The 21,574-nt window shown below is 60.1% G+C and carries 22 protein-coding genes; 1 reads left to right on the forward strand and 21 read right to left on the reverse strand.

The features are described 5' to 3' along the window. Positions 1-130: 130 nt before the first annotated feature. The 3 genes from DW796_RS03690 to DW796_RS03700 all read right to left on the reverse strand — a co-directional run bounded on the left by DW796_RS03690 (position 131) and on the right by DW796_RS03700 (position 3,016). On the reverse strand, positions 131-1,531 hold the full coding sequence (locus tag DW796_RS03690; protein WP_118094291.1) for a phosphoglucomutase/phosphomannomutase family protein: 1,401 nt from the start codon (positions 1,529-1,531) through the stop codon (positions 131-133). Positions 1,532-1,689: 158 nt separating this feature from the next. Next, positions 1,690-2,583 (reverse strand): homocysteine S-methyltransferase family protein, encoded by an 894-nt coding sequence (locus tag DW796_RS03695; protein ID WP_118094292.1) that lies wholly within the window; start codon positions 2,581-2,583, stop codon positions 1,690-1,692. 10 nt (positions 2,584-2,593) lie between these two features. Then, positions 2,594-3,016, reverse strand: a complete 423-nt coding sequence (locus DW796_RS03700; protein ID WP_089573098.1) for a metal-dependent transcriptional regulator — start codon at positions 3,014-3,016, stop codon at positions 2,594-2,596. A gap of 120 nt (positions 3,017-3,136) precedes the next feature. Between DW796_RS03700 and pepT the strand changes: the two genes are divergently transcribed. After that, positions 3,137-4,384, forward strand: coding sequence for a peptidase T (pepT, locus tag DW796_RS03705; RefSeq protein WP_118094361.1), 1,248 nt, complete (start codon positions 3,137-3,139; stop codon positions 4,382-4,384). A 397-nt stretch (positions 4,385-4,781) separates the two neighbouring features. On the opposite strand, the gene DW796_RS03710 is transcribed toward pepT, so the two are convergent. From DW796_RS03710 to prfA, 18 genes are all read right to left on the reverse strand, one after another. Then, positions 4,782-6,017, reverse strand: coding sequence for an LCP family protein (locus DW796_RS03710; protein ID WP_089573100.1), 1,236 nt, complete (start codon positions 6,015-6,017; stop codon positions 4,782-4,784). A 12-nt stretch (positions 6,018-6,029) separates the two neighbouring features. Further along, the gene (gene murA / locus DW796_RS03715; RefSeq protein ID WP_118094293.1) at positions 6,030-7,313 is read right to left on the reverse strand and encodes a UDP-N-acetylglucosamine 1-carboxyvinyltransferase; all 1,284 of its coding nucleotides are present in this window, start codon (positions 7,311-7,313) and stop codon (positions 6,030-6,032) included. 88 nt (positions 7,314-7,401) lie between these two features. Further along, on the reverse strand, positions 7,402-7,794 hold the full coding sequence (atpC, locus tag DW796_RS03720) for an ATP synthase F1 subunit epsilon (RefSeq protein WP_006235718.1): 393 nt from the start codon (positions 7,792-7,794) through the stop codon (positions 7,402-7,404). A gap of 3 nt (positions 7,795-7,797) precedes the next feature. Next, positions 7,798-9,252, reverse strand: a complete 1,455-nt coding sequence (gene atpD / locus DW796_RS03725) for a F0F1 ATP synthase subunit beta (protein ID WP_006235717.1) — start codon at positions 9,250-9,252, stop codon at positions 7,798-7,800. Continuing rightward, entirely contained in the window at positions 9,252-10,160 is a 909-nt protein-coding gene (gene atpG / locus DW796_RS03730) for an ATP synthase F1 subunit gamma (protein ID WP_006235716.1), read from the reverse strand. The genes atpD and atpG overlap by 1 nt, the downstream gene beginning before the upstream one ends. 5 nt (positions 10,161-10,165) lie before the next feature. Then, complete coding sequence (gene atpA / locus DW796_RS03735; RefSeq protein ID WP_035138794.1) at positions 10,166-11,764, reverse strand: F0F1 ATP synthase subunit alpha; 1,599 nt, start codon at positions 11,762-11,764, stop codon at positions 10,166-10,168. Then, the gene (locus tag DW796_RS03740) at positions 11,764-12,240 is read right to left on the reverse strand and encodes a FoF1 ATP synthase subunit delta (RefSeq protein WP_006235713.1); all 477 of its coding nucleotides are present in this window, start codon (positions 12,238-12,240) and stop codon (positions 11,764-11,766) included. Before DW796_RS03740 ends, atpA begins: the two co-directional genes overlap by 1 nt. Beyond that, entirely contained in the window at positions 12,230-12,832 is a 603-nt protein-coding gene (gene atpF, locus DW796_RS03745) for a F0F1 ATP synthase subunit B (protein ID WP_006235712.1), read from the reverse strand. Before atpF ends, DW796_RS03740 begins: the two co-directional genes overlap by 11 nt. A 15-nt stretch (positions 12,833-12,847) precedes the next feature. Then, entirely contained in the window at positions 12,848-13,042 is a 195-nt protein-coding gene (locus tag DW796_RS03750) for an ATP synthase subunit C (RefSeq protein WP_022094262.1), read from the reverse strand. Between the two features lie 124 nt (positions 13,043-13,166). Then, on the reverse strand, positions 13,167-13,970 hold the full coding sequence (gene atpB / locus DW796_RS03755; protein ID WP_022094263.1) for a F0F1 ATP synthase subunit A: 804 nt from the start codon (positions 13,968-13,970) through the stop codon (positions 13,167-13,169). A 3-nt stretch (positions 13,971-13,973) separates the two neighbouring features. After that, positions 13,974-14,285, reverse strand: coding sequence for a hypothetical protein (locus DW796_RS03760; protein WP_117803918.1), 312 nt, complete (start codon positions 14,283-14,285; stop codon positions 13,974-13,976). Positions 14,286-14,566: 281 nt separating this feature from the next. Beyond that, positions 14,567-15,214, reverse strand: coding sequence for a uracil phosphoribosyltransferase (upp, locus tag DW796_RS03765; RefSeq protein WP_040359658.1), 648 nt, complete (start codon positions 15,212-15,214; stop codon positions 14,567-14,569). Positions 15,215-15,337: 123 nt separating this feature from the next. After that, entirely contained in the window at positions 15,338-16,879 is a 1,542-nt protein-coding gene (gene glpK / locus DW796_RS03770; protein ID WP_118094294.1) for a glycerol kinase GlpK, read from the reverse strand. A gap of 13 nt (positions 16,880-16,892) precedes the next feature. Then, positions 16,893-17,636, reverse strand: a complete 744-nt coding sequence (locus tag DW796_RS03775; RefSeq protein ID WP_118094295.1) for an L-threonylcarbamoyladenylate synthase — start codon at positions 17,634-17,636, stop codon at positions 16,893-16,895. Between the two features lie 134 nt (positions 17,637-17,770). After that, on the reverse strand, positions 17,771-18,217 hold the full coding sequence (locus tag DW796_RS03780) for a type II toxin-antitoxin system HicB family antitoxin (protein WP_118260181.1): 447 nt from the start codon (positions 18,215-18,217) through the stop codon (positions 17,771-17,773). Between the two features lie 11 nt (positions 18,218-18,228). After that, on the reverse strand, positions 18,229-18,414 hold the full coding sequence (locus tag DW796_RS10790; RefSeq protein ID WP_089573106.1) for a type II toxin-antitoxin system HicA family toxin: 186 nt from the start codon (positions 18,412-18,414) through the stop codon (positions 18,229-18,231). 68 nt (positions 18,415-18,482) lie between these two features. Then, on the reverse strand, positions 18,483-19,733 hold the full coding sequence (locus DW796_RS03790) for a HemK/PrmC family methyltransferase (RefSeq protein ID WP_118094296.1): 1,251 nt from the start codon (positions 19,731-19,733) through the stop codon (positions 18,483-18,485). A gap of 589 nt (positions 19,734-20,322) precedes the next feature. Further along, positions 20,323-21,390, reverse strand: a complete 1,068-nt coding sequence (prfA, locus tag DW796_RS03795; protein ID WP_055252487.1) for a peptide chain release factor 1 — start codon at positions 21,388-21,390, stop codon at positions 20,323-20,325. Positions 21,391-21,574: the final 184 nt, after the last annotated feature.

Raw genomic sequence — 21,574 nt, forward strand, 5'->3', positions numbered from 1 at the left:
CAGACCGGAGGGGAGCCGGGGTCGGGAATCTGGGCGTACACATTTCCTACACAGTTTGGAATCCGACTAACGTTTGCCAGCCGTTAACTACCGCTCGCCGAGCATCTCTTTATATAAGGCAGTCTCATGGTTAAAGCGGATACGTTCCCCTAGCTAAAGCACAGCCAGCATCGAGCAACTCATCACGTTCTTCCACCGAGAACCCCTCGGCGTAGACGCGCACCACTGGTTCGGTCCCGCTAGGACGGACCAGCAGCCATGTGTCATCCTCGAATGCTAAACGCAAGCCATCCATATGACTAACGTTTTGCGGCACCTTGCCACAAATCGACTTGGGGTTTACGCCCGGCAGCAGGGTTCGTAACGTTTCGGCATCTTCGGCCTCAAGTCGCAAGTCGCGTCGACCGTAACTCGTCTTACCAAATCTGTCCTCGAGTTGGTCGACCAGAACGCCCAAAGGCGCGTCCGTCTTTGCCATAAGCTCACACAGAATCAGACAGGCGAGGATTCCATCGCGCTCGGGCATATGCGCGGCGATGCCGATACCACCGGCTTCTTCGCCGCCCATGAGGACGCCGCCCTTCTTCATCTCCGCCGCTATATATTTGAAACCGACTGGTTTGACGGTCACGCGGCAGCCAAGCGCCTCGGCAATGCGACGCACGAGCGTCGAGCATGAAAGATTGACGACGACGCGCCCCTCCAAATTACGAAATTGAACCAAGTCGCCCAAAACGAGCGCCATGATCTGATGCGGATGTATATATCTGCCGCGCTCGTCAACCGCGCCGATACGGTCGGCGTCGCCGTCGGTCACCAGGCCAGCGCAAGCTCCGTCCTCGATAACCGTGCGCTCGCAAGTGTCCACCCAAGGCTCAACGGGGTCGGGGCAGATATCTTCTTGATCAGACGCCTGCCCGGCGTGAATCTCGTGCACCTCAACGCCAAGCTCACGCAGCAAGTCGGCTAGATAGCCCTGGGCTGCGCCGCCCATGGGATCGACAACCACGCGCAAGTGCGCGGCGCGGATGGCTTCGGCATCGACAAATGATGCCACCGCCTGCATATAGTCAGGAATGATATCCGCGGTGCGATATTGCCCCTCGATCCCCATTGGCTCGGGAGCCATGGTCTCTTCGAGCTCTTCGATGACATCCTGGTTGGCGGTTGAGCCGTCACCCATGCGAATCTTGAGGCACAGATAACCCTGCGGATGATGGGACCCCGTCACCATGAGCGCGCCGCACGCCTCACCGTCATAAGCCGCCGCCCACGTAAGGGCAGGGGTCGGACCAGGTCGCGAAGCGAGCACGGTGTCCAGCCCGTGCGCTGCTAGCACGCCCGCCGCAAGCTCAGCGAACTCGCGCGCCAGGGGCCGGGTGTCGAACCCTATATATACCGTTTTGCCCGGATTGGTCTTTTGCCACAACTCGCCGACGGCATCGGCGATACGGGCAACGTTATCGGCAGTGAAGTCCTCATCGACGCGAGCGCGCCAACCGTCAGTTCCAAAATGAATTATCGCGCACACGCGCAGACACCTCACAGTGTTTGGATCATGGTACGCATGGGGTATACCCGCAACATGCACTCGGCAACCTGCCGGCACCAGCATTCACCATTTGGGCAAATGCTGCCGAGGACATGCAGGCAATAAAAAAACCGCCCCGTATGGAGCGGTTTTGCCCTTTATATATCGAGCGCCTCGGCCATCGCCGCCGTAGTGATTGCCGTGGTTCCACAGCAACTGCCCACCATTGCGGCACCGGCATGTCTCCATTCGACGCATGCGCGCGCGAAAGCTTCGGGGTTCTCGTGCCATACGGGGCCATCCTGAGTCTGGACCGGATCGCCTACGTTGGGACGCACCGTGACGGGAGTAGTCGCCGATGCAACCATCCTGGGCACCGCCGCGTTCGCGGCCGCAAGCGAACAGCAATTAACACCAACCGAGTTTGCGCCGTGTTTTTCGGCGTACAAAACGGCTGCCTCGATGTTGAGGCCATCGCCCAACAGGTCGCCCTTATCGTCAACGACAAAACTCACCAGAACAGGCATGCCGTCGGCGGCATCTCGGGCGCCGGCAAGCATGGGCTGCAAATTACGGATAGACGTCACCGTCTCGATCAGCAGACCGTCAACACCAGCATTGAGCAAGGCGTGCGCCTGTTCGCGCGCAATGCCTCGGATCTCACGAAACTCGGCCGAGTCCTCGGCAAACCACTCAATACCGATCGGACCCATCGAGCCCAGCAGCAGCTGAGGGTGCGCCTGGCGGGCATCGTCGACGGCCCCGCGATTGACCTCCGCCACGGACGGCGCAATCTGGTCGTGCTTGAGGGCATAGCTTGATGCCTGAAAGGTATTGGTAATGAGTACCTGCGCGCCGGCGGCGACATACAAGCGATGGATACGAGAAACGGTCTGCGGCTCTGCCAGATTCCAAAACGCCGGTGGAATATCGGCGGCGTCGTACTCACTCAACAGAACACTGCCCATGGGGCCCTGCGCCAACAAGGTCTCGCTCGACAAGCGGCGCGTAAGTTCCTCGGCACCAAAGCGATTGTAATAACTCGTATCCATATATATCCCGCTATTCCTCGACGCTGATTCCCTGCTTTTCGAGATAGGCGAGCCAGCGGTTCATCGTGTCCTCGGATAGCGCATGCTCCATCATGCAGGCCTCGGAATCGGCTCGCTCAAATTCGACACCGAGCTCCTGAACCAAAAACGTGCGGACGAGGCGATGACGGTACCAGATAGCCGTGCCAACCTCGCGGCCGCGATCGGTCAGGACTACCTTGCCGTAGTGCGATTGCTCGACAAGCTCGGATGCCTTGAGCGCCGAAACCGCTTTATTGACCGATGCCTTGGAGACGCCAAGGCGCTGCGCGATGTCGACCGATCGCACGCCGTTGGTTTCCCCCTCTTCGCTTTCAATGCGAACCATGCACTCCAAGTAGTCTTCGTTCGCCACCGTCAGATGTAGTTCGCGCGAGCTATTTGTCGTATCCATGATCTTCCGTCCCTTCTGCATTCAATGGCTGATTCTACCCCATCCAAGCGTCGCGGTATGCCGTGGCATACCGTGCTAGAGTTCTTGTTGCACACGACGACCAAGATTGGAGCGGTCTTTATGGAAAACACCACCACGAACCCCGATGTCCTCGAGCGCTTTTTGCGCTACGTCCAGATCAACACGCAGCCCGAGGATGCAAACTGCGACCAGGTACCCTCGAGCGTCGTTCAGTTTGACCTTGCCAACGTGCTGGCTGAAGAGCTGCGCGAGCTTGGTGCGGAAGATGCCCACGTGACCGAGCATGCCTATGTCTGCGCGCATATCCCCGCAAGTGCGGGCGCTGAGGACAAGCCCGCCCTTGGCCTGATCGCCCATCTCGACACCACCGAAGTTGCACCGGGCGCCGGCGTGAAGCCGCACATCGTACACTACGAAGGCGGCGACCTGGTCTGCGGCACGGTTGACGGTAAGCCCGTTGCCATGAGTACCGCCAAGCTTCCCGCCCTGAACGACCTCGCGGGTGAGGACCTGGTCTGCAGCGATGGCACCACGCTGCTGGGCGCGGACGACAAGGCAGGCGTCGCCGAGATCATGTCGCTTGTCGCGCGTATCGCTCAGGACCCCTCTCTGCCCCATCCCGCACTCGGCATTTGCTTCTGCCCTGACGAGGAGATCGGTCACGGAGCCGAGCTGTTGGATATCGATACCTTTGGCTGCAAGTACGCCTACACGGTCGACGGCGGCCCCATCGGCGAGCTGGAGTGGGAGTGCTTTAACGCCGCCGAGGCGACCATCCGCTTTGAGGGCCAGTCCATCCACCCGGGCGACGCCAAGGGCCGTATGGTCAACGCAGGCAATCTGTTCTGCGACTTCAACGCGTTGCTCCCCTACGTGCAGCGCCCGGAGTATACGGAAGGCTACGAGGGCTTTTATCACCTTGAGGGTGTATCTGCGACCGTCGATCACGCCACGGCGCGCTATATCGTCCGTGATCACGATGCCGCCAAGTTCCAGCAGAAACTCGACCTTATTGATGCCGCCGCCTCGATGCTCAACCAGCGTCTGGGTGAGGAGCGCGTGACGGTCGAGATTAAGCAGCAGTATCGAAATATGGCCGAGATCGTTCGTGACTATCCCGAGCTTATTGATGTTGCCAAGGAAGCCTACCTTGCCTGCGGCGTTGAGCCCCAAGTGCTGCCGATTCGTGGCGGCACCGACGGCGCTCAGCTGTCGTTCCGCGGTCTGCCCTGCCCCAACCTTTCCACCGGCGGCTATTGCTACCACGGCGTCAACGAGTTCGTCCCGGTCAGTTCGCTCGTCAAGATGACCGACGTGCTCCAGGAGCTCGTCGCCCGCTTTGCATAAGCCTGGCCGCTCAAGCCTAAAAGACAAACCGCCCCGTCCTCTACAGAGGACGGGGCGGTTTTTGTACAGGGAGTGTCCCTAACTGCCGGCAGAAAAGGAACGTCCCCAAGTGCCGCAAAATGACGAGATCCACTCTCGCTTTGTGGGTAGTCATTGGGGACGTTCTTGTTTGACTAGTCGTTTAAGAACGTCCCCAATGACTACCCAACGACTAGTCCGGACCAAGGCAACGCCGATGTTTTGGCAACGACAGCGAAAACCCGCCAGAGCGAGCAAGGTGCCTTGAAACGAGGCGGCATTGATCTTTTGATCATGCCGCCGAAGTTGAAAGGCAGATTGCCGCTCTGGCGGGTTTGCAGCGTCAACTGGTTACGCGGGCTGGTAAGCCCGCGTAACCCTAATAATTGGCTTCGTAGCCGTTGCCGTCGCCGGTGGGCTCTTCGTAGTAGTCCGAATCGCTCGAATCGCTTGAGTCATCGGAATCGTCAGAGCTGACCGATGAGGTTGCGGTACCGTTTGCGTAATCGTCAGACGTGTTGTTGTTCAGGTCGCCGATCGTAGAGCTGGAACCGTCGGAAAGACCCATGGTGTTGGGACCCTTGGGATCCTTGCCAGCATCGACGCGCTCCATCATTTCCTTGAGCTCGTCCTCGTAGACAAAGACGTAGCTCACACCGTCGATCATGGTGCTGTCGTCGGCGTACGAGGGCAGGTTGGCCGAGTAGATACCGTCGACATCCATACCGCGCATGGCGTTGACCGTAGCCACGATATCCTGAACGCTCATATCGGTTACGAGCATATCGGACAGCGAATTAACCAGGCCAAAGATCTTCGTGGCATCGAAGTTATTGAGAATCTGGTTGGCAAGGGCGCCAAGCACCTGACGCTGGTGGCGCATGCGCGTGTAATCGCCGTCGGCATAGGTGTAGCGGCAGCGGGCATAGGTAAGGGCGGTGGCACCGTCCATATGCTGCTGGCCAGCGGTAATCTTAATATCCAGGTGCTCGGGGTCGTCAACATCATCGGTTGCGTTAATGTCGATACCGCCAACCGAATCAATCAGCGCCTGCATACCGTCGAAGCTGACCTCGGCATAGTGGGAAATCTGAACACCGCACAGCTCGTTGACCGCCTCGACCATGGCCTCGGCGCCGCCAACGGTATGGCAGGCGTTGATCTTCATGGTCTCGCCCTTGTACTCGACCTTGGTGTCGCGCGGAACGGAAATGAGCGTCGCCTGCTTTTGCGTAGGGTCGATGCGTGCCAGGATAATCGAGTCGGCACGATACGTATCCTCGCCCGGACGGCCGTCGGTACCAAGAAGCAGCACGTAGAACGGATCCTTTGCCTCATCGGTGTCAACCAGAACCCGACGCAGATTGTCGGTAATGACATTAGAATCGCCGAGCTTGCCCATAATGGTGGCAAACCACAGGCCGGCAGCGGTAGTGGCACTCAACAGCACGCCAAGCACGACAATGAGCGCGACGTGACGAATCGTGTGGCTACGACGACGTTGGCGAGCGCGCTCGGAATAGCGAGCCACGTTATCGCGACTGTAGATCTTGGCCTGCGCACCAGTTGAGGGTCTTCGGGTGGTGGTATCTGCGAGGGGCTTTTTATTAAACATAGGCAACCTGTATTAGTAGATGACGGGATCGGGGACGGTAGCATGCTCGACATGCGCGCCGAGCGCATGCAGCTTTTCGACAAACTGCTCGTAGCCGCGCTTGATGTGATGGATAGCCGAAACCTCGGTCGTCCCGTCGGCGATCAAGCCCGCTACGACGAGGGCCGCTCCGCCGCGCAGATCGGGCGAGGTAACCTGTGCACCCGAGAAGCCCTTGACGCCATGAATCATGGCATGATGGCTCTCGATACGAATGTCGGCACCCATACGCACCAGCTCAGAGGCAAACATAAAGCGATTCTCGAAGATGTTCTCGGTAATAACGGAACTGCCGTCGGCAAGGGCGGAGAGCACCATAATCTGCGCCTGCATGTCGGTCGGGAAACCGGGGAACGGAAGCGTCTGGATGTCGACCGGCTTGATACGCTCGGCACGGTTCACATGGACGCCATCCTCGACGCGCTCGCAGTCGATACCCATGAGCTCCATCTTCTTGAGCACCATGCCCAAATGAATGGGGCAAAAGCCCGTGACATCGACACCGCGATCGTCCGCCATCAACGCACCGGCGACGATAAAGGTACCGGCCTCGATGCGGTCGCCCACCACGCGATGGATAACGGGATGGAGCTCTTCCACGCCTTCGATAGTCACGACGGGCGTACCGGCGCCAACAATCTTGGCGCCCATCTCGTTGAGCATGTTAGCGAGATCGACGATCTCGGGCTCGCGGGCGGCATTGTCGATAACCGTGGTGCCCTGTGCGCGCACAGAGGCCATGATGAGATTCTCGGTCGCACCGACGCTGGCGAACTCGAGCGTGACGGTGGTACCGCGCAGACCTTGGGGCGCATTAGCGTTGATGTAACCGTGGGCGGTATCGAACTCAACGCCCAGGGCCTCAAGACCAAGAATGTGCATATCGATCTTACGAGCACCCAGGTTGCAGCCGCCCGGCATGGCAATTTTGGCGCGATGGAAGCGGCCCAGCAGGGGCCCCATGACGGCGGTGGAAGCGCGCATCTTGGCAACGAGCTCGTAGGGGGCCTCCCATGAATCGACCTGAGAGGTATCAATCTCGAGCGTGTGCTCGTCGAGAACATCGATCGTAGCGCCCATGCCCTTGAGCACCTTGCCCATCACGTGGACATCGGAAATATCGGGCACGTTCTGCAGCGTCGTCTTGCCCGGCGCCAGAAGCGTTGCCGCCATGAGTTTGAGCGCGGAGTTCTTGGCGCCCGAGACGGGCACGGAGCCTCCGATGGCGTGGCCACCCTCAACGCGGATAATATCCAAGGTCTACCCTTTCAAAAAGCATGCCCGGGGTGGCTGGGCCATCCCGGGCATGATGTGTTCGCAAATGGTCGAACGCTAAATCGTTTGACTATTGGGCAAGCTTGAGCTTACACCATGCGATTTCATTATAGAGGTAGGCGCGGCGTGCATCATCCTCCGACAAATTACCCAGCTTCTCTTCAAAACCTTGAATATCAGCTTTAAGCTTGTCGGCATCGACGGTCGCCAAATCGCAAGCGCGCTCGGCGAGAACGGTCACGACATCGTCCGCAACCTGGGCATAGCCGCCGGCCACGGCAAACGTGTGGTCGACAGTGCCCATGGCCTTATCGGAAACGCGAACGTAACCGCGGTCGATCGTGCAGATCTCGCTGGAGTGAGCAGGCAGGACGCCAAACTCGCCATCCGTGGACGGAATCGACACAAACGCAGCGTCGCCCTCATAGGCGCAGCTCACGGGGCACACGATGCGGATACGCATAACCTACTTCTCCCCCATCTTGCGGGCGCGCTCGCGCACGTCCTCAATCGTGGAAGCATAGCGGAAAGCCTGCTCGGGCAGGTCATCGGCCTTGCCGTCGACAATCTCGGCGAAAGAGCGGACGGTATCCTCGACGCGGACGTAGACACCGGGGTTGCCGGTGAACTTCTCGGCGACGTGGAAGGACTGCGAGAGGAACTGCTGAATCTTACGGGCACGGTTGACCGTAAGGCGCTGCTCCTCGGACAGCTCGTCCATACCCAGAATGGCGATGATGTCCTGAAGGTCGGAGTACTCCTGCAGGAGCTCCTGGACCTTGACGGCGACACGGTAGTGCTCCTCGCCGACGATCGAGGGATCGAGAGCGTCGGAGGAAGATGCGAGCGGGTCGATAGCCGGGAACAGGCCAAGCGACGAAATGCTACGCGAAAGAACCGTGGTGGCGTCGAGGTGCGTAAACGTCGTGGCAGGCGCCGGGTCGGTCAGGTCGTCTGCGGGGACGTAGACAGCCTGGACGGAGGTAATGGAGCCCGTCTTGGTCGAGGTAATACGCTCCTGGAGGTCGCCCATCTCGGTTGCCAGCGTGGGCTGGTAACCAACGGCGGACGGCATACGGCCCAGCAGTGCGGAAACCTCGGAACCTGCCTGGGAGAAGCGGAAGATGTTGTCGATGAACAGCAGAACGTCCTGGCCGCGATCGCGGAAGTACTCAGCGGTGGTAAGGCCGGCCAGACCGATGCGCAGACGCGCTCCGGGCGGCTCGTTCATCTGACCATAGACCAAGCAGGTCTTGTCGATAACGCCAGACTCGCTCATCTCGAGGAACAGGTCGGTGCCCTCGCGGGTACGCTCGCCGACGCCGGTGAACACCGAGGTGCCGCCGTGCTCCTGGGCGAGGTTGTTGATGAGCTCCTGAATCAGAACGGTCTTGCCGACGCCGGCGCCGCCGAACAGGCCCGTCTTGCCGCCACGGATGTAGGGCTCGAGCAGGTCAACAGCTTTGATGCCGGTCTCGAAGATCTCGGTCTTGGTGGTGAGCTCGTCAAAGCGGGGCGCTGCATGGTGGATGGGGTAGAACTCCTCCACCTCAGGCATGGGCTTGCCGTCGACAGGCTTGCCCATGACGTTCCAAATGCGGCCGAGCGTCTTGGGGCCAACGGGCATCTTCATGGGCTCACCGGTATCGGTGGCGATGAGGCCGCGCTGCAGGCCGTCGGTCGAGGACATGGCGACCGTGCGGACGACGCCGCCCGGAAGCTGGCTCTCGACCTCGAGGATCGTGCTCAGATGACCGATCGGGGTCTCGGCCTCGACCGTGAGCGCGTTGTAGATCGGGGGCACCGCGCCGTCAAACTTGACGTCGACGACAGGGCCGATGATACGCACGATGCGACCATCACCGGCAGTCGTCTTCTTGGTGGCTTCCTCGACCGCAAGCTTTACGGTGTTATTAGCCATTACTGTTCCTCCAATGCTGAGGCTCCGCCGACGATCTCGTTAATCTCGGTCGTAATCGAAGCCTGGCGCACGCGACTATACGTGCGGGTAAGGGTCGAGATGATCGCGGTGGCGTTTTCCGTCGCGGAGTGCATGGCCTTGCGGCGTGCACCCTGCTCGGCAGCCGCCGAATCGATCAGGGCCTGGTAGATGACCGTCAGGATATAAGACGGCACAAGCTTGCCGAGAACATGCTCGGGAGAGGGCACGAACTCGAACGTGGACGAGATGCGCTTAGGGGCGTCGGTCTCGTTCTTACGCGGACCGTGGGCCATAGCGATCATCTCGGGGTCGAGCGGCAACAGATGCTCGACGCGAAGCTCCTGATCCACGCGGTTCTTGGCGTGGTGGTAGACAAGCTCGACACGGTCAAGCTCACCGGCACGATACGCATCGCAGATATGAGAGGAGATCATGCGGGCCTGATTGAAATCGGGCTCAGAGGAGTTGCCCTCAAAGTGCATGACAACGTTTGCGCGGTCACGGAAATACGTGGCCGGCTTACGCCCGCACGCGATGATCTCGCACTCGATGCCGTCGTTCGCCCAAGAAGCGGCGAGCTTTTCGGCCGTGCGCTCCACCGTCGTATTGAAACCGCCGGCAAGGCCGCGGTCCGAGGCAATAACGACAATCAGGCCATGCTTGACGCTCTCATGCTTCTGCAGCATGGGATCGGTGCCCGAACAGGAGGCGTCGCCGGCGACCGTCAACATGACGTCGGTCAGCGCCTCCTTATAGGGCTCGGCCTGCTTGGAGCGATCGAGGGCACGACGGATCTTGGCCGTAGAGACCATCTCCATCGTGCGCGTGATCTGCTTGGTCGTGGTAACCGAGGAGATTCGCTTCTTAATGTCGCGAAGGTTGGCCATGGGGCTTAGTTCTCCTCTGATCCAGAAACATCCGAATGGTGCTTGGCCATGAACTGCTGTTTGAAGTCGCCGATGACGCGCAAGAGCTCAGCCTTGGTGTCATCATCGATCTTCTTGGCGCGAACCTTGTCGAGCAGCGAACCAAAGCCATTGTCCATGTACTCGATGAGCTCGGCACGGAAGGGCAGCACGTCGGCGATCTCCAGGTCATCCAGGAAGCCCTCGTTGCCAGCGAACAGCGTAACGATCTGCTCGCCAACCTCAAACGGCTTGTAACGCGGCTGCTTCAGGAGCTCGGTCATGCGAGCACCATGGGTCAGCTGCTTCTGAGTAGCCTCGTCGAGGTCGGAGCCGAACTGCGTAAAGCCGGCGAGCTCCTGGTACGAAGCGAGGTCCAGACGGAGGTTGCCGGCGACCTGCTTCATGGCCTTGGTCTGCGCATCGCCACCGACGCGGGACACGGAGATGCCCACGTCGACTGCCGGGCGCTGACCCTGGAAGAAGAGCTCGGACTGCAGGTAGATCTGACCATCGGTAATGGAAATGACGTTGGTCGGAATGTAGGCCGAGACGTCGCCGTCCTGGGTCTCGATGATCGGAAGAGCCGTCATGGAGCCGTAACCGTTCTTCTTGGACATCTTGACGGCACGCTCGAGCAGACGAGAGTGCAGGTAGAAGATGTCGCCAGGATAGGCCTCGCGTCCGGGCGGACGATGCAGCGTCAGCGACATCTGACGGTAGGCCACAGCCTGCTTGGACAGGTCGTCGTAGATGACGAGCACGTGGCCGCCAGGGTTGGTCTCGCTGGCGGGCTTGCCGTCCTCGCCGTTGTACATGAAGAACTCGCCGATAGCGGCACCGGCCATAGGCGCGATGTACTGCATAGGGGCGGAATCGGCAGCGGTGGCCGAAACGATGATGGTGTAGTCGAGCGCACCGTGCTGAGCGAGGGTCTCGCGGATGTTGGCAACCGTGGAGGCCTTCTGGCCGATGGCGACATAGATGCAGACCATGCCCTTGCCGCGCTGGTTGAGGATAGCGTCGATGGCGATGGCGGTCTTACCGGTCTTACGGTCGCCGATGATGAGCTCACGCTGACCGCGGCCAATAGGCACCATGGAGTCGATAGCGAGCAGACCGGTCTGAACCGGCTCGCACACCGGGGTACGATCGATGACGCCGGGAGCCTTGAACTCGATGGGGCGACGGTGCGTGGCGACGATGTCGCCCAGGCCGTCGATGGGCTGGCCGAGCGGATTGACGACGCGGCCGAGCATGGCACGGCTCACGGGGATATCCATAATGCGGCCAGTGGTGCGGCACTCGTCGCCTTCCTTGATGGAGTCGACGGCACCGAACAGAACGGCGCCGACCTCGTCACGGTCAAGGTTCTGGGCAAGGCCGAAGACGGTCTCACCGGTATCGGAGCTCTTGAACTCCAGAAGCTCGCCTGCCATGGCGCTCTTGAGGCCGGAGACGCGCGCGATGCCGTCGCCTACCTCGTCGACCGTTGAAACCTCATGCGTATCGACCGTCGCGGAGAGGCTCGTGAGCTGCTCCTGCAGTTTCTTGGCGATATCCTGGGCATTGAGGGTTTCGGACATTAGGCTTCACCTCCGTACGAATTAGCAGAGTTTGCGAGGGTCTCCTGCGCGATGCGCAGCTGCGTCTTGACGGAAATGTCACGACGCTCGCCGCGAGCCTCGAGCACCAGGCCGCCCACGATAGACGGGTCGACCTGCTCGATAAGGAATACCTTGCGGCCGAAGTCCTGCTCGCATTTCTTAGTGATGGTTTGACGCAGCTCGTCGTCGAGCGGGATCGCCGTGGTGACGGTCACGCCCACTACATCCTCGTCTTCCTCGGCAACGTACTTAAAGGCAGCTGCCACCTTGGGAAGAAGGTCGAGCTGGTCGCGCTTGGACATGGTGTCGAGCACGGCGATGATCTCGGGGCTGGCAGAAGCCAAGCGCTCGATCATCTCGAGGTCCTCGAACACATGATTCTCGGCCTTAGCGGCTTCCAGAAGGGAGCGCGCGTAGGTCTCGAGCACCTTGTCCTGATAGCGGCTAGTCGGCATTCAGGCTACCTGCTTCCTGGATGTAGCGCTCGATGAGCTTCTTCTGCTCGGCATCGTCCTCGAGTGCCTCGCCCACGATCTTGGTGGCGACGGCAACGGACAGGTCGGCGATGGAGCTCGCGGCACCGGCGTAAATGGACTTGCGCTCGTCCTCGACGGTCGTATGGGCCTTGGCGATGATCTCCTCGGCCTCCTTGTGAGCAGCCTCGATGATACGGGCGCGCTCGGACTCGGCGTCCTTACGGGCCTCGAGAACGATGTCGGCAGCCTGACGACGGGCGTCGGTGACGATCGAGTCGGACTCAGCGCGCTTGGCGATAGCCTCCTGCTTGGTCTTCTCGGCCTCGTCGAGGCTCTCCTCGATCTTCTTGCCGCGCTCCTCCATGGTTTTCATGATGCCCGGCAGGGCAACCTTGGCCAGCACGATCCAGATAATCAGGAAGGCGATAAGCGCCGGGATGAACTCCGCCATCTTAGGGATGAGGATGTCCGCACCGGCAGCGCCGTCCTCAGCGAACGCGGAAACCGGCATGAGCAGCGCGGCCGCGGACGCGGAGAGTGCGATCGCGCTCTTCTGGGATGAAAGATTCATACTTGACGCTCCGTGCTATTTAACGATCAGCGCGACAACGAAGCCGATCAGAGCCAGAGCCTCGCCGAAGGCGGAGCCCATGATGAAGACGGTGAACACGCGGCCCTGGACCTCAGGCTGACGGGCCATAGCACCCGTAGCACCCAGAGCAGACAGGCCGATAGCAAGACCAGCGCCGATAACACCGAGACCGTAACCGATAACTCCCACGATTCCTCCTTTGTCGTGCGTGTCTTATTTCACGCAGGATAACCTTTTTATAACTGCCGGGCTCCATGGGTACGGGCACCGGCGGTTTAACGAATTGCCTTACCTTTAAGGCGCGAACGGAAGACTACTCCTCCTCCGCGACCTCCTCTGCCTCGGAGACATACACGGCGGTAAGGACCGTGAAGACGTAAGCCTGAATGGCGCCGACCACAAGCTCGATCGCATAGATCAGGATGAGGATGGCAAGCCAGGCTAGCGAAGGCAGGGCGCCGACGGCGTGGGCCGCGGAAACCTGCTGAAGCAGCGGCTGCATGAACATGCTCGCCATGATGGCGAACGAGCCCATGACCACGTGTCCTGCGAACATGTTGCAGAACAGACGGACGGCAAGCGTGATGAGGCGCAGGAAGGTCGAGAAAAGCTCGACGACCCACACGAGCACGTTCATCGGGAAGCTCACGCCCTGCGGGGCGAGGCTCTTGATGTAGCCGATCACGCCGTGAGCCTTGCATCCGTAGTAGATGAAGTACACGAAGGCGAAAATGGCGAGTGCGGCGGTGGAGCCGATTGCACCGGTGCCGGGCTTCATTCCCGGGATCAGGCCGATCATGTTATTGATCAGGATGAACAGGAAAAGCGAGCACAGGAACGGGAAGTGCTTCTTCCAGTTCTCACCCACGACGCCCTTGCCGATATCGTTCTCGACGTACTCGATGATGTACTCGAAACCGTTGACGAAGAAGCCCTTGGGAACCAGGGTCTGCTTCTTCTTGAACACGGCCAGGACGATCAGGAGCACGATCGTGGAGACGATCAGCCAAAACGAGTACTGCGTGATGCCGCAGCTCAGATCGCCCACGACAGGGGTGGAGCTGAACTCGCTGACCAGATGATTAATCTCATCAGGCAGCTTTTCAAAAATTTCCACGACTTACCTTTCGACCTCATGAGGATCTCGCAGCGCCTTGACGACACGAACCGTGCAGGCAGCCATAAAGGCCACGAAGCCGATCGCCTCGCCCAGGAGGAACATGCGAAATGCCTCTCCGAACAACACGAACACAACCAAGGTAAAGACGAGTAGGGCGATTGCCGAGACCGCCAGACTCACCATGCCCTTGAGCATGTCCGCATTCTGCTTATCGTCAAGAACCGGCTTGAGCGTAAAAACAAAGGGAAGAAAGGCGACCGCGCCCGCGATGACGCCTGCAACGATAGCGAGCAGATCGGCTATCTGAAACACTGGCGTCCTCACTTTCCCTCTTTAACGCTTCCCAGAACAGTTCCCGCCAAACATTGGTGACTATTGTACGAGCCAATCGCTAAAGTACAACCGAAAAAGCATCGGTTAATACGCACCTGTTCGTTTTCTTAAGACCTTCTTTATGCCGCAGGTAGGTAATACGTTTTTCTCGAACCCTGCAGGGCAAAACGTCCGTTAACGGGAGTGCGCGCGGTCGCCTTTTGTTCGTCCGCGCGCACCGTTTCTTCGTATTTGCAGCCGCGGCCGTCTTAGCCCGACGACTAGAGCGTGCCGTAGATGCGGTCGCCGGCGTCGCCCAGGCCGGGAACGATGTAGGCAGCCTCGTTGAGATGGTCGTCGATGGCGCAGGTATAGATATGCACATCGGGATCCTTCTCGGTCAGCGACTTGAGGCCCTCGGGGGCCGCGACGATGCACAGCATGCGGATGTCCTTGACACCGCGCTCGCGCAGGTAGCTGATGGCCATCTCGGCCGAACCGCCCGTGGCAAGCATGGGGTCGACGACCAGGCAGATGCGCTGGTCGATATCCTTGGGCATCTTGCAGTAATACTCGTGCGGCTCGTGGGTGACCTCGTCGCGTTCCATGCCGATGTGGCCCACGCGAGCGGAGGGCACCAGGTCGAGGATGCCGTCGACCATGCCAAGGCCCGCACGCAGGATGGGCACGATGGCGAGTTTCTTGCCGGCAAGCTGTTTGAACGTGGCGGTAGTGATGGGGGTCTCGACCTCGACGTCTTCCATAGGCAGGTCGCGCATGGCCTCGTAGCCGTCAAAAAGCGCGAGTTCGCGCACGAGCTGACGGAACTGGTTGGTGCCGGTGTTTTTGTCGCGCAGGATCGACAGCTTGTGCTGGACGAGCGGGTGATCGACAAGCGTCACACGGGACGCATCGTAGGTGACGGTCATGGATTGATTGCCCCTTTCGTTGCGGCCGCAAAACGGCCTTGCTGACAAGGTGTGCAGCAATGTTGCCGCCGCACGCCATGCATTAGTTTAGCGGTTTGTTGTATCGAGCAGCCCATCGCAGCCCTACTGTGAGGTGTTGAGCGAGCGCCTGACTGCATCACGCCAGCCCGCAAGGTTTTGCTCGCGGCGCTCGGCGGACATGTGGGGAAGGAAGGTCCTAACGATCTGGGCATTTTGCTCCAGCTCTTCCAGGTCTTCCCAATAGCCGACGGCAAGACCCGCCAAGTACGCGGCACCGATTGCCGTGGTCTCCACCGTCTCGCATTGCAGCACGGGGATATCCAGCAGGTCGGCCTGGAATTGCATGATGAACTCGTTGCGCGAGGCACCGCCATCGACAGACAGGCGCTCAATCGAAAGCCCCACGTCCTGCTCCATGGCGCGCAGCACGTCGTAGCTCTGATATGCCATGGATTCGCAGGCGGCACGTACGATGGTCGCACGGCTCGAGGCGCCGGTCAGACCGCACACGATACCGCGAGCATGCGGGTCCCACCAGGGAGCACCCAAACCCGCAAAGGCCGGAACGAAGTAGCAGCCCTCGTTGTCGCTAATCGAAGCGGCGAGTTGTGCCGACTCGCTCACGCTCGAGATGATGCCCATGTTGTTGCGAAGCCAGTTCATCGTTGAGCCGGCGGCAAAAATAGAGCCCTCGAGCGCATAGCTGACTTTGCCGTCCGCAGCGATACCGATGGTGGAGACCAGGCCGTTCTTGGATTCGACGATCTCGTCGCCGGTGTTCATGAGCATAAAGCAACCCGTGCCATAGGTGTTTTTGGTCTGGCCGGGACGGAAACAGCAGTGGCCGAACAGCGACGCCTGTTGGTCACCCGCCACGCCCATGATGGGCGGCATGTTGGTCATGATGTCGCTCGCGACGCGGCCGTAGTCGCCCGAGCTCCAGCGAACCTCGGGCATCATGGAACGTGGAACGTCAAAGAGTGCCAGCAGGTCGTCGTCCCAATCGAGCGTATGGATATTAAAGAGTGCCGTGCGGCTGGCATTGGTGTAGTCGGTGGCAAAGACCTGGCCGCCGGTGAGGTTGTAGATGAGCCAGGTGTCGATGGTGCCAAACATGAGGTCGCCCGCCGCCGCGCTTTCGCGTGCGCCGTCGACGTTGTCGAGAATCCACTGCACCTTGGAGGCCGAGAAATACGGGTCGAGCGTGAGTCCCGTGCGGGAGCGCACCAGCCCTTCTGCGCCCTGCTCGACAAGCTCGTCGATCAGAGGTGCGGTACGGCGGCACTGCCATATGATAGCGTTATAGATCGGCTGACCGCTCACGCGATCCCAGACCACCGTGGTCTCGCGCTGGTTGGAGATGCCGATGGCAGCAATGCGGTCGGAGTGGATACCGCTCTTAAACTGGACTTCCATCATGACGGCGATCTGGCTAGCAAGGACCGCCATGGGGTCTTGCTCCACCCAGCCGGGACGCGGGAAGCTGGTTTTGACGCTGCGACGTGCCTGCGCGACGATGCATCCGTACTCGTCGACGATGGTCGCAAGTACCGAGGTGGTGCCGCAGTCGAGCGCCATGATGTAGGAACCGCCAAAGTCAAACGAGGCATCTTCCATGCCCAGGCTGCCCAGATTCAACGACATCGCTTAAACCTTTCTATTGCATCGGGTCGGACAGGACCCGTTCGATCTCTGATGCGGGAAGTGCGCCTTGGCGCAGGAGCTGGAGCTCGCCGTGCTGAAACGACACGATGGTCGAGGCGTCGCGACACGGGGTCTCACCGGCGTCGACGGCAACATCGACCCCCTCCAGGATGCGACCCTCCACCGTGATAAAACTTGCCGGCGCGGGCGCGCCATGCGTGTTGGCGCTGGTGCAGGCAAGGGGGCTGCCACAGGCGCGAATGAGCGCCTGCACCACGGGCGAGGCCGAAGCGCGAAGTGCCACCGTGTCGTCGGCAGCGCGCATAAAGGTCGGCACGCAGGGGGCTGCCTTGACCACGATAGTCAGGGCTCCCGGCCAGCATCGTCGCGCGAGTATGCGGGCATCTTCCGGGATATCCACGCCATAGTGGTCGAGTGCTTCGACGCCATCGACCAGCCAAGCGACGGTTTGCGTGAGTTCACGTTGCTTGAGAGTGAAGATACGGCGATAGCCGGTGCCGAGCGCAGGAACTGCGGCGCCATTGACGGCAGCCTGCGGATCGCGCGGCCACGATGGGAATTCGCTTGTATCTTGGGGCACGGCGTCCGAGAAGGCGTTGACTGCCACGGCGACACCGTAGACGGTCTCGGTCGGGATCAAAGCCAGGCCGCCGCGGCCGAGCACCTCGGCCGTGCGCTCGACGGCAAGCCGATGCGGCTCGCGCGTTCCCTCGTATACCCGATAGACCGTCTGCATGTGTATGCCAGCCCCTTACGCTCTGGTGCAAGTTTGTTTACTGTGGGGCATTCTCGCACGAAACGTTCAACCTATTTGCCCAGAGCGCATGTTGGTTTGGTGAGCGGCTCTAGTAGTCGGTGAAAGTGAGGGGGTTATTGGACGGCTACGAACTTCTTTGGCCTGCCGGCGTGGCGTTCTTGGGCGGCGTAGCGCTCGATGCTGTCTATCGTTATCATCCGACGGCCGTCGACGAGTTCAACATCGAGCTTTCCGGCTTTGACCAGCGCGGTAATCCGCGGAGCGGAGACTTTGAGGTCCAGCGCTGCGTCTTTAAATGTTCGGCACGCCGCTTCCCGAGCGTCCTCGTGGTCGATTTCGACTGAAAGGGCCACGACCTCGGCCGAGCGTTCGTACCCTGCCGGAGTCAAACCGTTGTTGAGGTCGTCGGCCAAAAACGCCATCAGTGCCTCGGTAGCATGGGCAATCGCTTCTTCGCGCGTATCGCCATCGGCAAAGGCGCCGGGAATCTGCGGGAAGCTAGCGCAGTAACCGTCGTCTTCTTTTATGAGAACGCAGTCATAGGTAAATCGCTGCCTCATTTTGCCTCCAACTACCATCCAGCTTGGCGACGAATACTTGCCCACGTGCCCTTCTTTGGTCGATCACCACCAGAGCCGTTCACGGTGACAACACGGTCACCAGAAACATACTTAGCATGACTACCGACTTGCGCGACCTTCACGAATCCATCGTGCTTGAGTAGGGCAATGATTTCCCGAAAGGTAGGAGGTTGCATGGGCCGACCTCTTTCAGCCGTCCTAATTATAAACTAATTTATAATTTTTGCTAACCAGTTAATAAATATTACTGGCGCTGCTTGGGCTCGGTGACGATGGCTCGGACGATGCGGGGGCGATCGGTAAGGTCATGGACGATACGCACGTCCGAAAGGCCTGCCTGGCGACAGAGCTCGGCCGCGGCATCGAGGGTACCCTCGTAGAGCTCGCAGGCAAACAGGCCGCCGGCGCGCAGCATGTAAGGTGCCGCGTTGAGCAGGCGGCGGAAGATATCGAGGCCGTCGGCGCCGCCCTCGAGCGCCAGGTCGGGCTCAAAGTCCTTGACCTCGTGCGGCAGCGAGCGCATGACGTCGGTCGGGATGTAAGGTGGGTTGGAGACGAGCACATCAAAGGTGCCCCACTCTTCGCGGGGAATGGAACTCACCAGGTTGGTGAGGCTAAAGGCAACCTCATCTGCCGTGAGGCCGAGGGTGTCGCGGTTTTTGGTGGCCAGATCGATGGCGCGCGACTCGATATCGGTGGCGGTGCAGGTAACGTGGCCGCGGCGCTCCCAGGCAAGGGAGAGCGAAATGCAGCCCGTGCCGCAGCCGACCTCGAGAACGCGGGCAGTGCGGGGCTCGGCTGGGGCAGGCGCAGCGGCATCCTGAGCTGAAACCGTCTCCTGGTCGGCACCCTCGATGGCGACGCCGTATTCGTCGAGCTCGGACTCGGCGGCTTCCGCGGCTTCGGCTTCTGCTGCCTGCGCGGCGGCTTCCTCGGCCTCGCGATCGGCCAGTTCCTCGGCATAGGCACGGCTGCCCAGTACGTCGCCGCCTAGCGCCGCCTCATCGGCAGCCGCCAGATTAGTGGCACGGCGCTCGGCAGTCGCCCGTTCGTCTGCCAGCGCGGCCTCGGCCTTGCGTGCCTCCTCGACCTCATCGTTCCAAGGCAGCTCAACACGCTGACGGGCAGCAGCCTCGGGGCTCAGCACCTCGGCATCCAGATAATTGAGGACTTCCTCGACGAGCATCTCGGTTTCGGGGCGCGGAATGAGCACACCGGGAGCGCACGCGACGTCAATCATGCGAAACTGCGTGCTGCCGGTGATGTACTGCAGCGGCTCGCCTTTGGCGCGACGAACGACGGCCGCATGCATGGTCTCGAGCTGGGCCGCGTTAAGCGTCTCGTCCATACGCATATATAGGTCAATGCGCGCCAGGCCCGTGGCGGCGCACAGCAGCCACTCGGCGGAAAGACGGGGATGCTCCTCGCCGCGCTCGGCCAGGTACTCCTTGGTCCACTCGAGACAACGCTTGATGGTCCAGATCTCGTTTGCCATGGGGCCCTCCCCTCTTAAGCGCCGGGCGGCGCGCGAATGTCGGAGCAGATTGTAAGCGAGGCCAGCGCTTGGCAAGGGACGATTGAAGGCGATTATCGAGAATCAGCCCAGAATTTTGCTTGGAGCCTGCCTAGAGTGTTCATTCGTCGACGTCTAAATCTGCATCCGTCAAGCTTTTGGCAAGGTTGCCCCAAAACTGACCAATATCTAACCAAGAACTTGCCAAATCACTTGACGCGCGACCCATCAAAAATCGCTCCGCGACTTCTTGAACGATATTTTGAGCAATATTTTCGATAGCGGACTTATGCCGTCAATTACCTTAAGCAGGTAAGCAGCTCAAATGACATCACAGCCGACTAAATAAAATATCAAGGCAATGTCACCAATGACTCCCTACGGATCATTTGACAACCAAGGAAACGCCAATGATTTGGCAATGTCAGCGAGCGACGTCCAGAGCGAACAAGTTGGCATGAAAAAGGCAAGGCATAGACCTTCTGGTCATGCCTTGCCTTTTGAATGACAAATTGTCGCTCTGGACGGCGCACAGCGTCGGCTGGTCCGCCGTTCGGTAGAACGGCGGAACTTAGACTGCCTGTGCCAGCTTCTCGGCTCGCTCGGCGGCGGCGAGCGCCTCGATGACGGTGCCGAGCTGATCGCCCAGAAGGACGCCGTTGTAGGTGGAGTTGAAACCGATGCGGTGATCGGTCACGCGGTCCTGGGGCTGGTTGTAGGTACGGATCTTCTCGGAACGGTTGCCGTGGCCGATCTGGCTCTGGCGCTCGGCACCGAGCTCTGCCTGCTGCTTCTCGAGCTCCATCTCGTACAGACGGGCACGCAGCATCTGCATGCAGACTTCGCGGTTCTGGATCTGGGAGCGCTGTTCCTGCGACTGCACCACGGTGTTGGTGGGCAGGTGGGTGATGCGCACGGCGGAGTAGGTGGTGTTAACGCACTGACCGCCAGGGCCGGAGGCACAGTAGGTATCGATGCGCAGGTCGGACTGGTTGATCTGAACGTCGATCTCCTCGGCCTCGGGAAGCACGGCGACGGTTGCCGTGGAGGTCTGGATGCGACCCTGGGACTCGGTCTTGGGAACGCGCTGGACGCGGTGCACGCCGGACTCGAACTTCATGACGGAGTAGACGCGGTCGCCCTCGACCTTGAACTCGATGGACTTAAAGCCGCCGGCCTCGCTGGGGCTGGAGTCGAGCACGGTGGTCTTCCAGCCGCGCGACTCGCAGAAGCGCTGATACATCTTGTACAGGTCGCCGGCGAAGATGGCCGCCTCGTCGCCACCGGCGGCGGAGCGAATCTCGACGATGGTGTTCTTGTCGTCGTTGGGGTCGCTCGGGATGAGCATGTACTTGATGTCTTCCTCGAGCTGGGGAAGCTTGGCCTCGTTTTCGGAGATGTCCATCTGGAGCATCTCCTTCTCATCGGCATCGGTAGTATCGTGGAGCATTTCCTTGGCAGCCTCGATGTCATCGAGCGCGCCGATGTACTCGCGCGAGGCAGCGATGAGGTCGGACTGGTGCGCGTACTCCTTGTTGAGACGCGTGAACTCCTTGATATCGGAGGCGACGGCTGGGTCGGAAAGCTTCTTCTCGAGCTCCTCGTAGGCCTTGATGATCTTTTCGAGCTTGTCGCGCATGACGGACTCCTTTTATATGCGTGAAGGTGAAAATCGGCAGAATTGATGGGGCGCGGGGCGCCGCTGCGGGGGTAAAGCCCGGCTAGAACATGTCGATCTTCAGATACATGCGCATCCCTTCGCGTATGGGGGTACATAGTTGCGGTCTAACCCATACATGATAGCGTGCGCAGGCAAACCTGCA

Origin of the sequence: Collinsella sp. AM31-2AC (genome assembly GCF_003469285.1) — a bacterium.
GTDB classification, from domain to species: Bacteria; Actinomycetota; Coriobacteriia; order Coriobacteriales; family Coriobacteriaceae; genus Collinsella; species Collinsella aerofaciens_AT.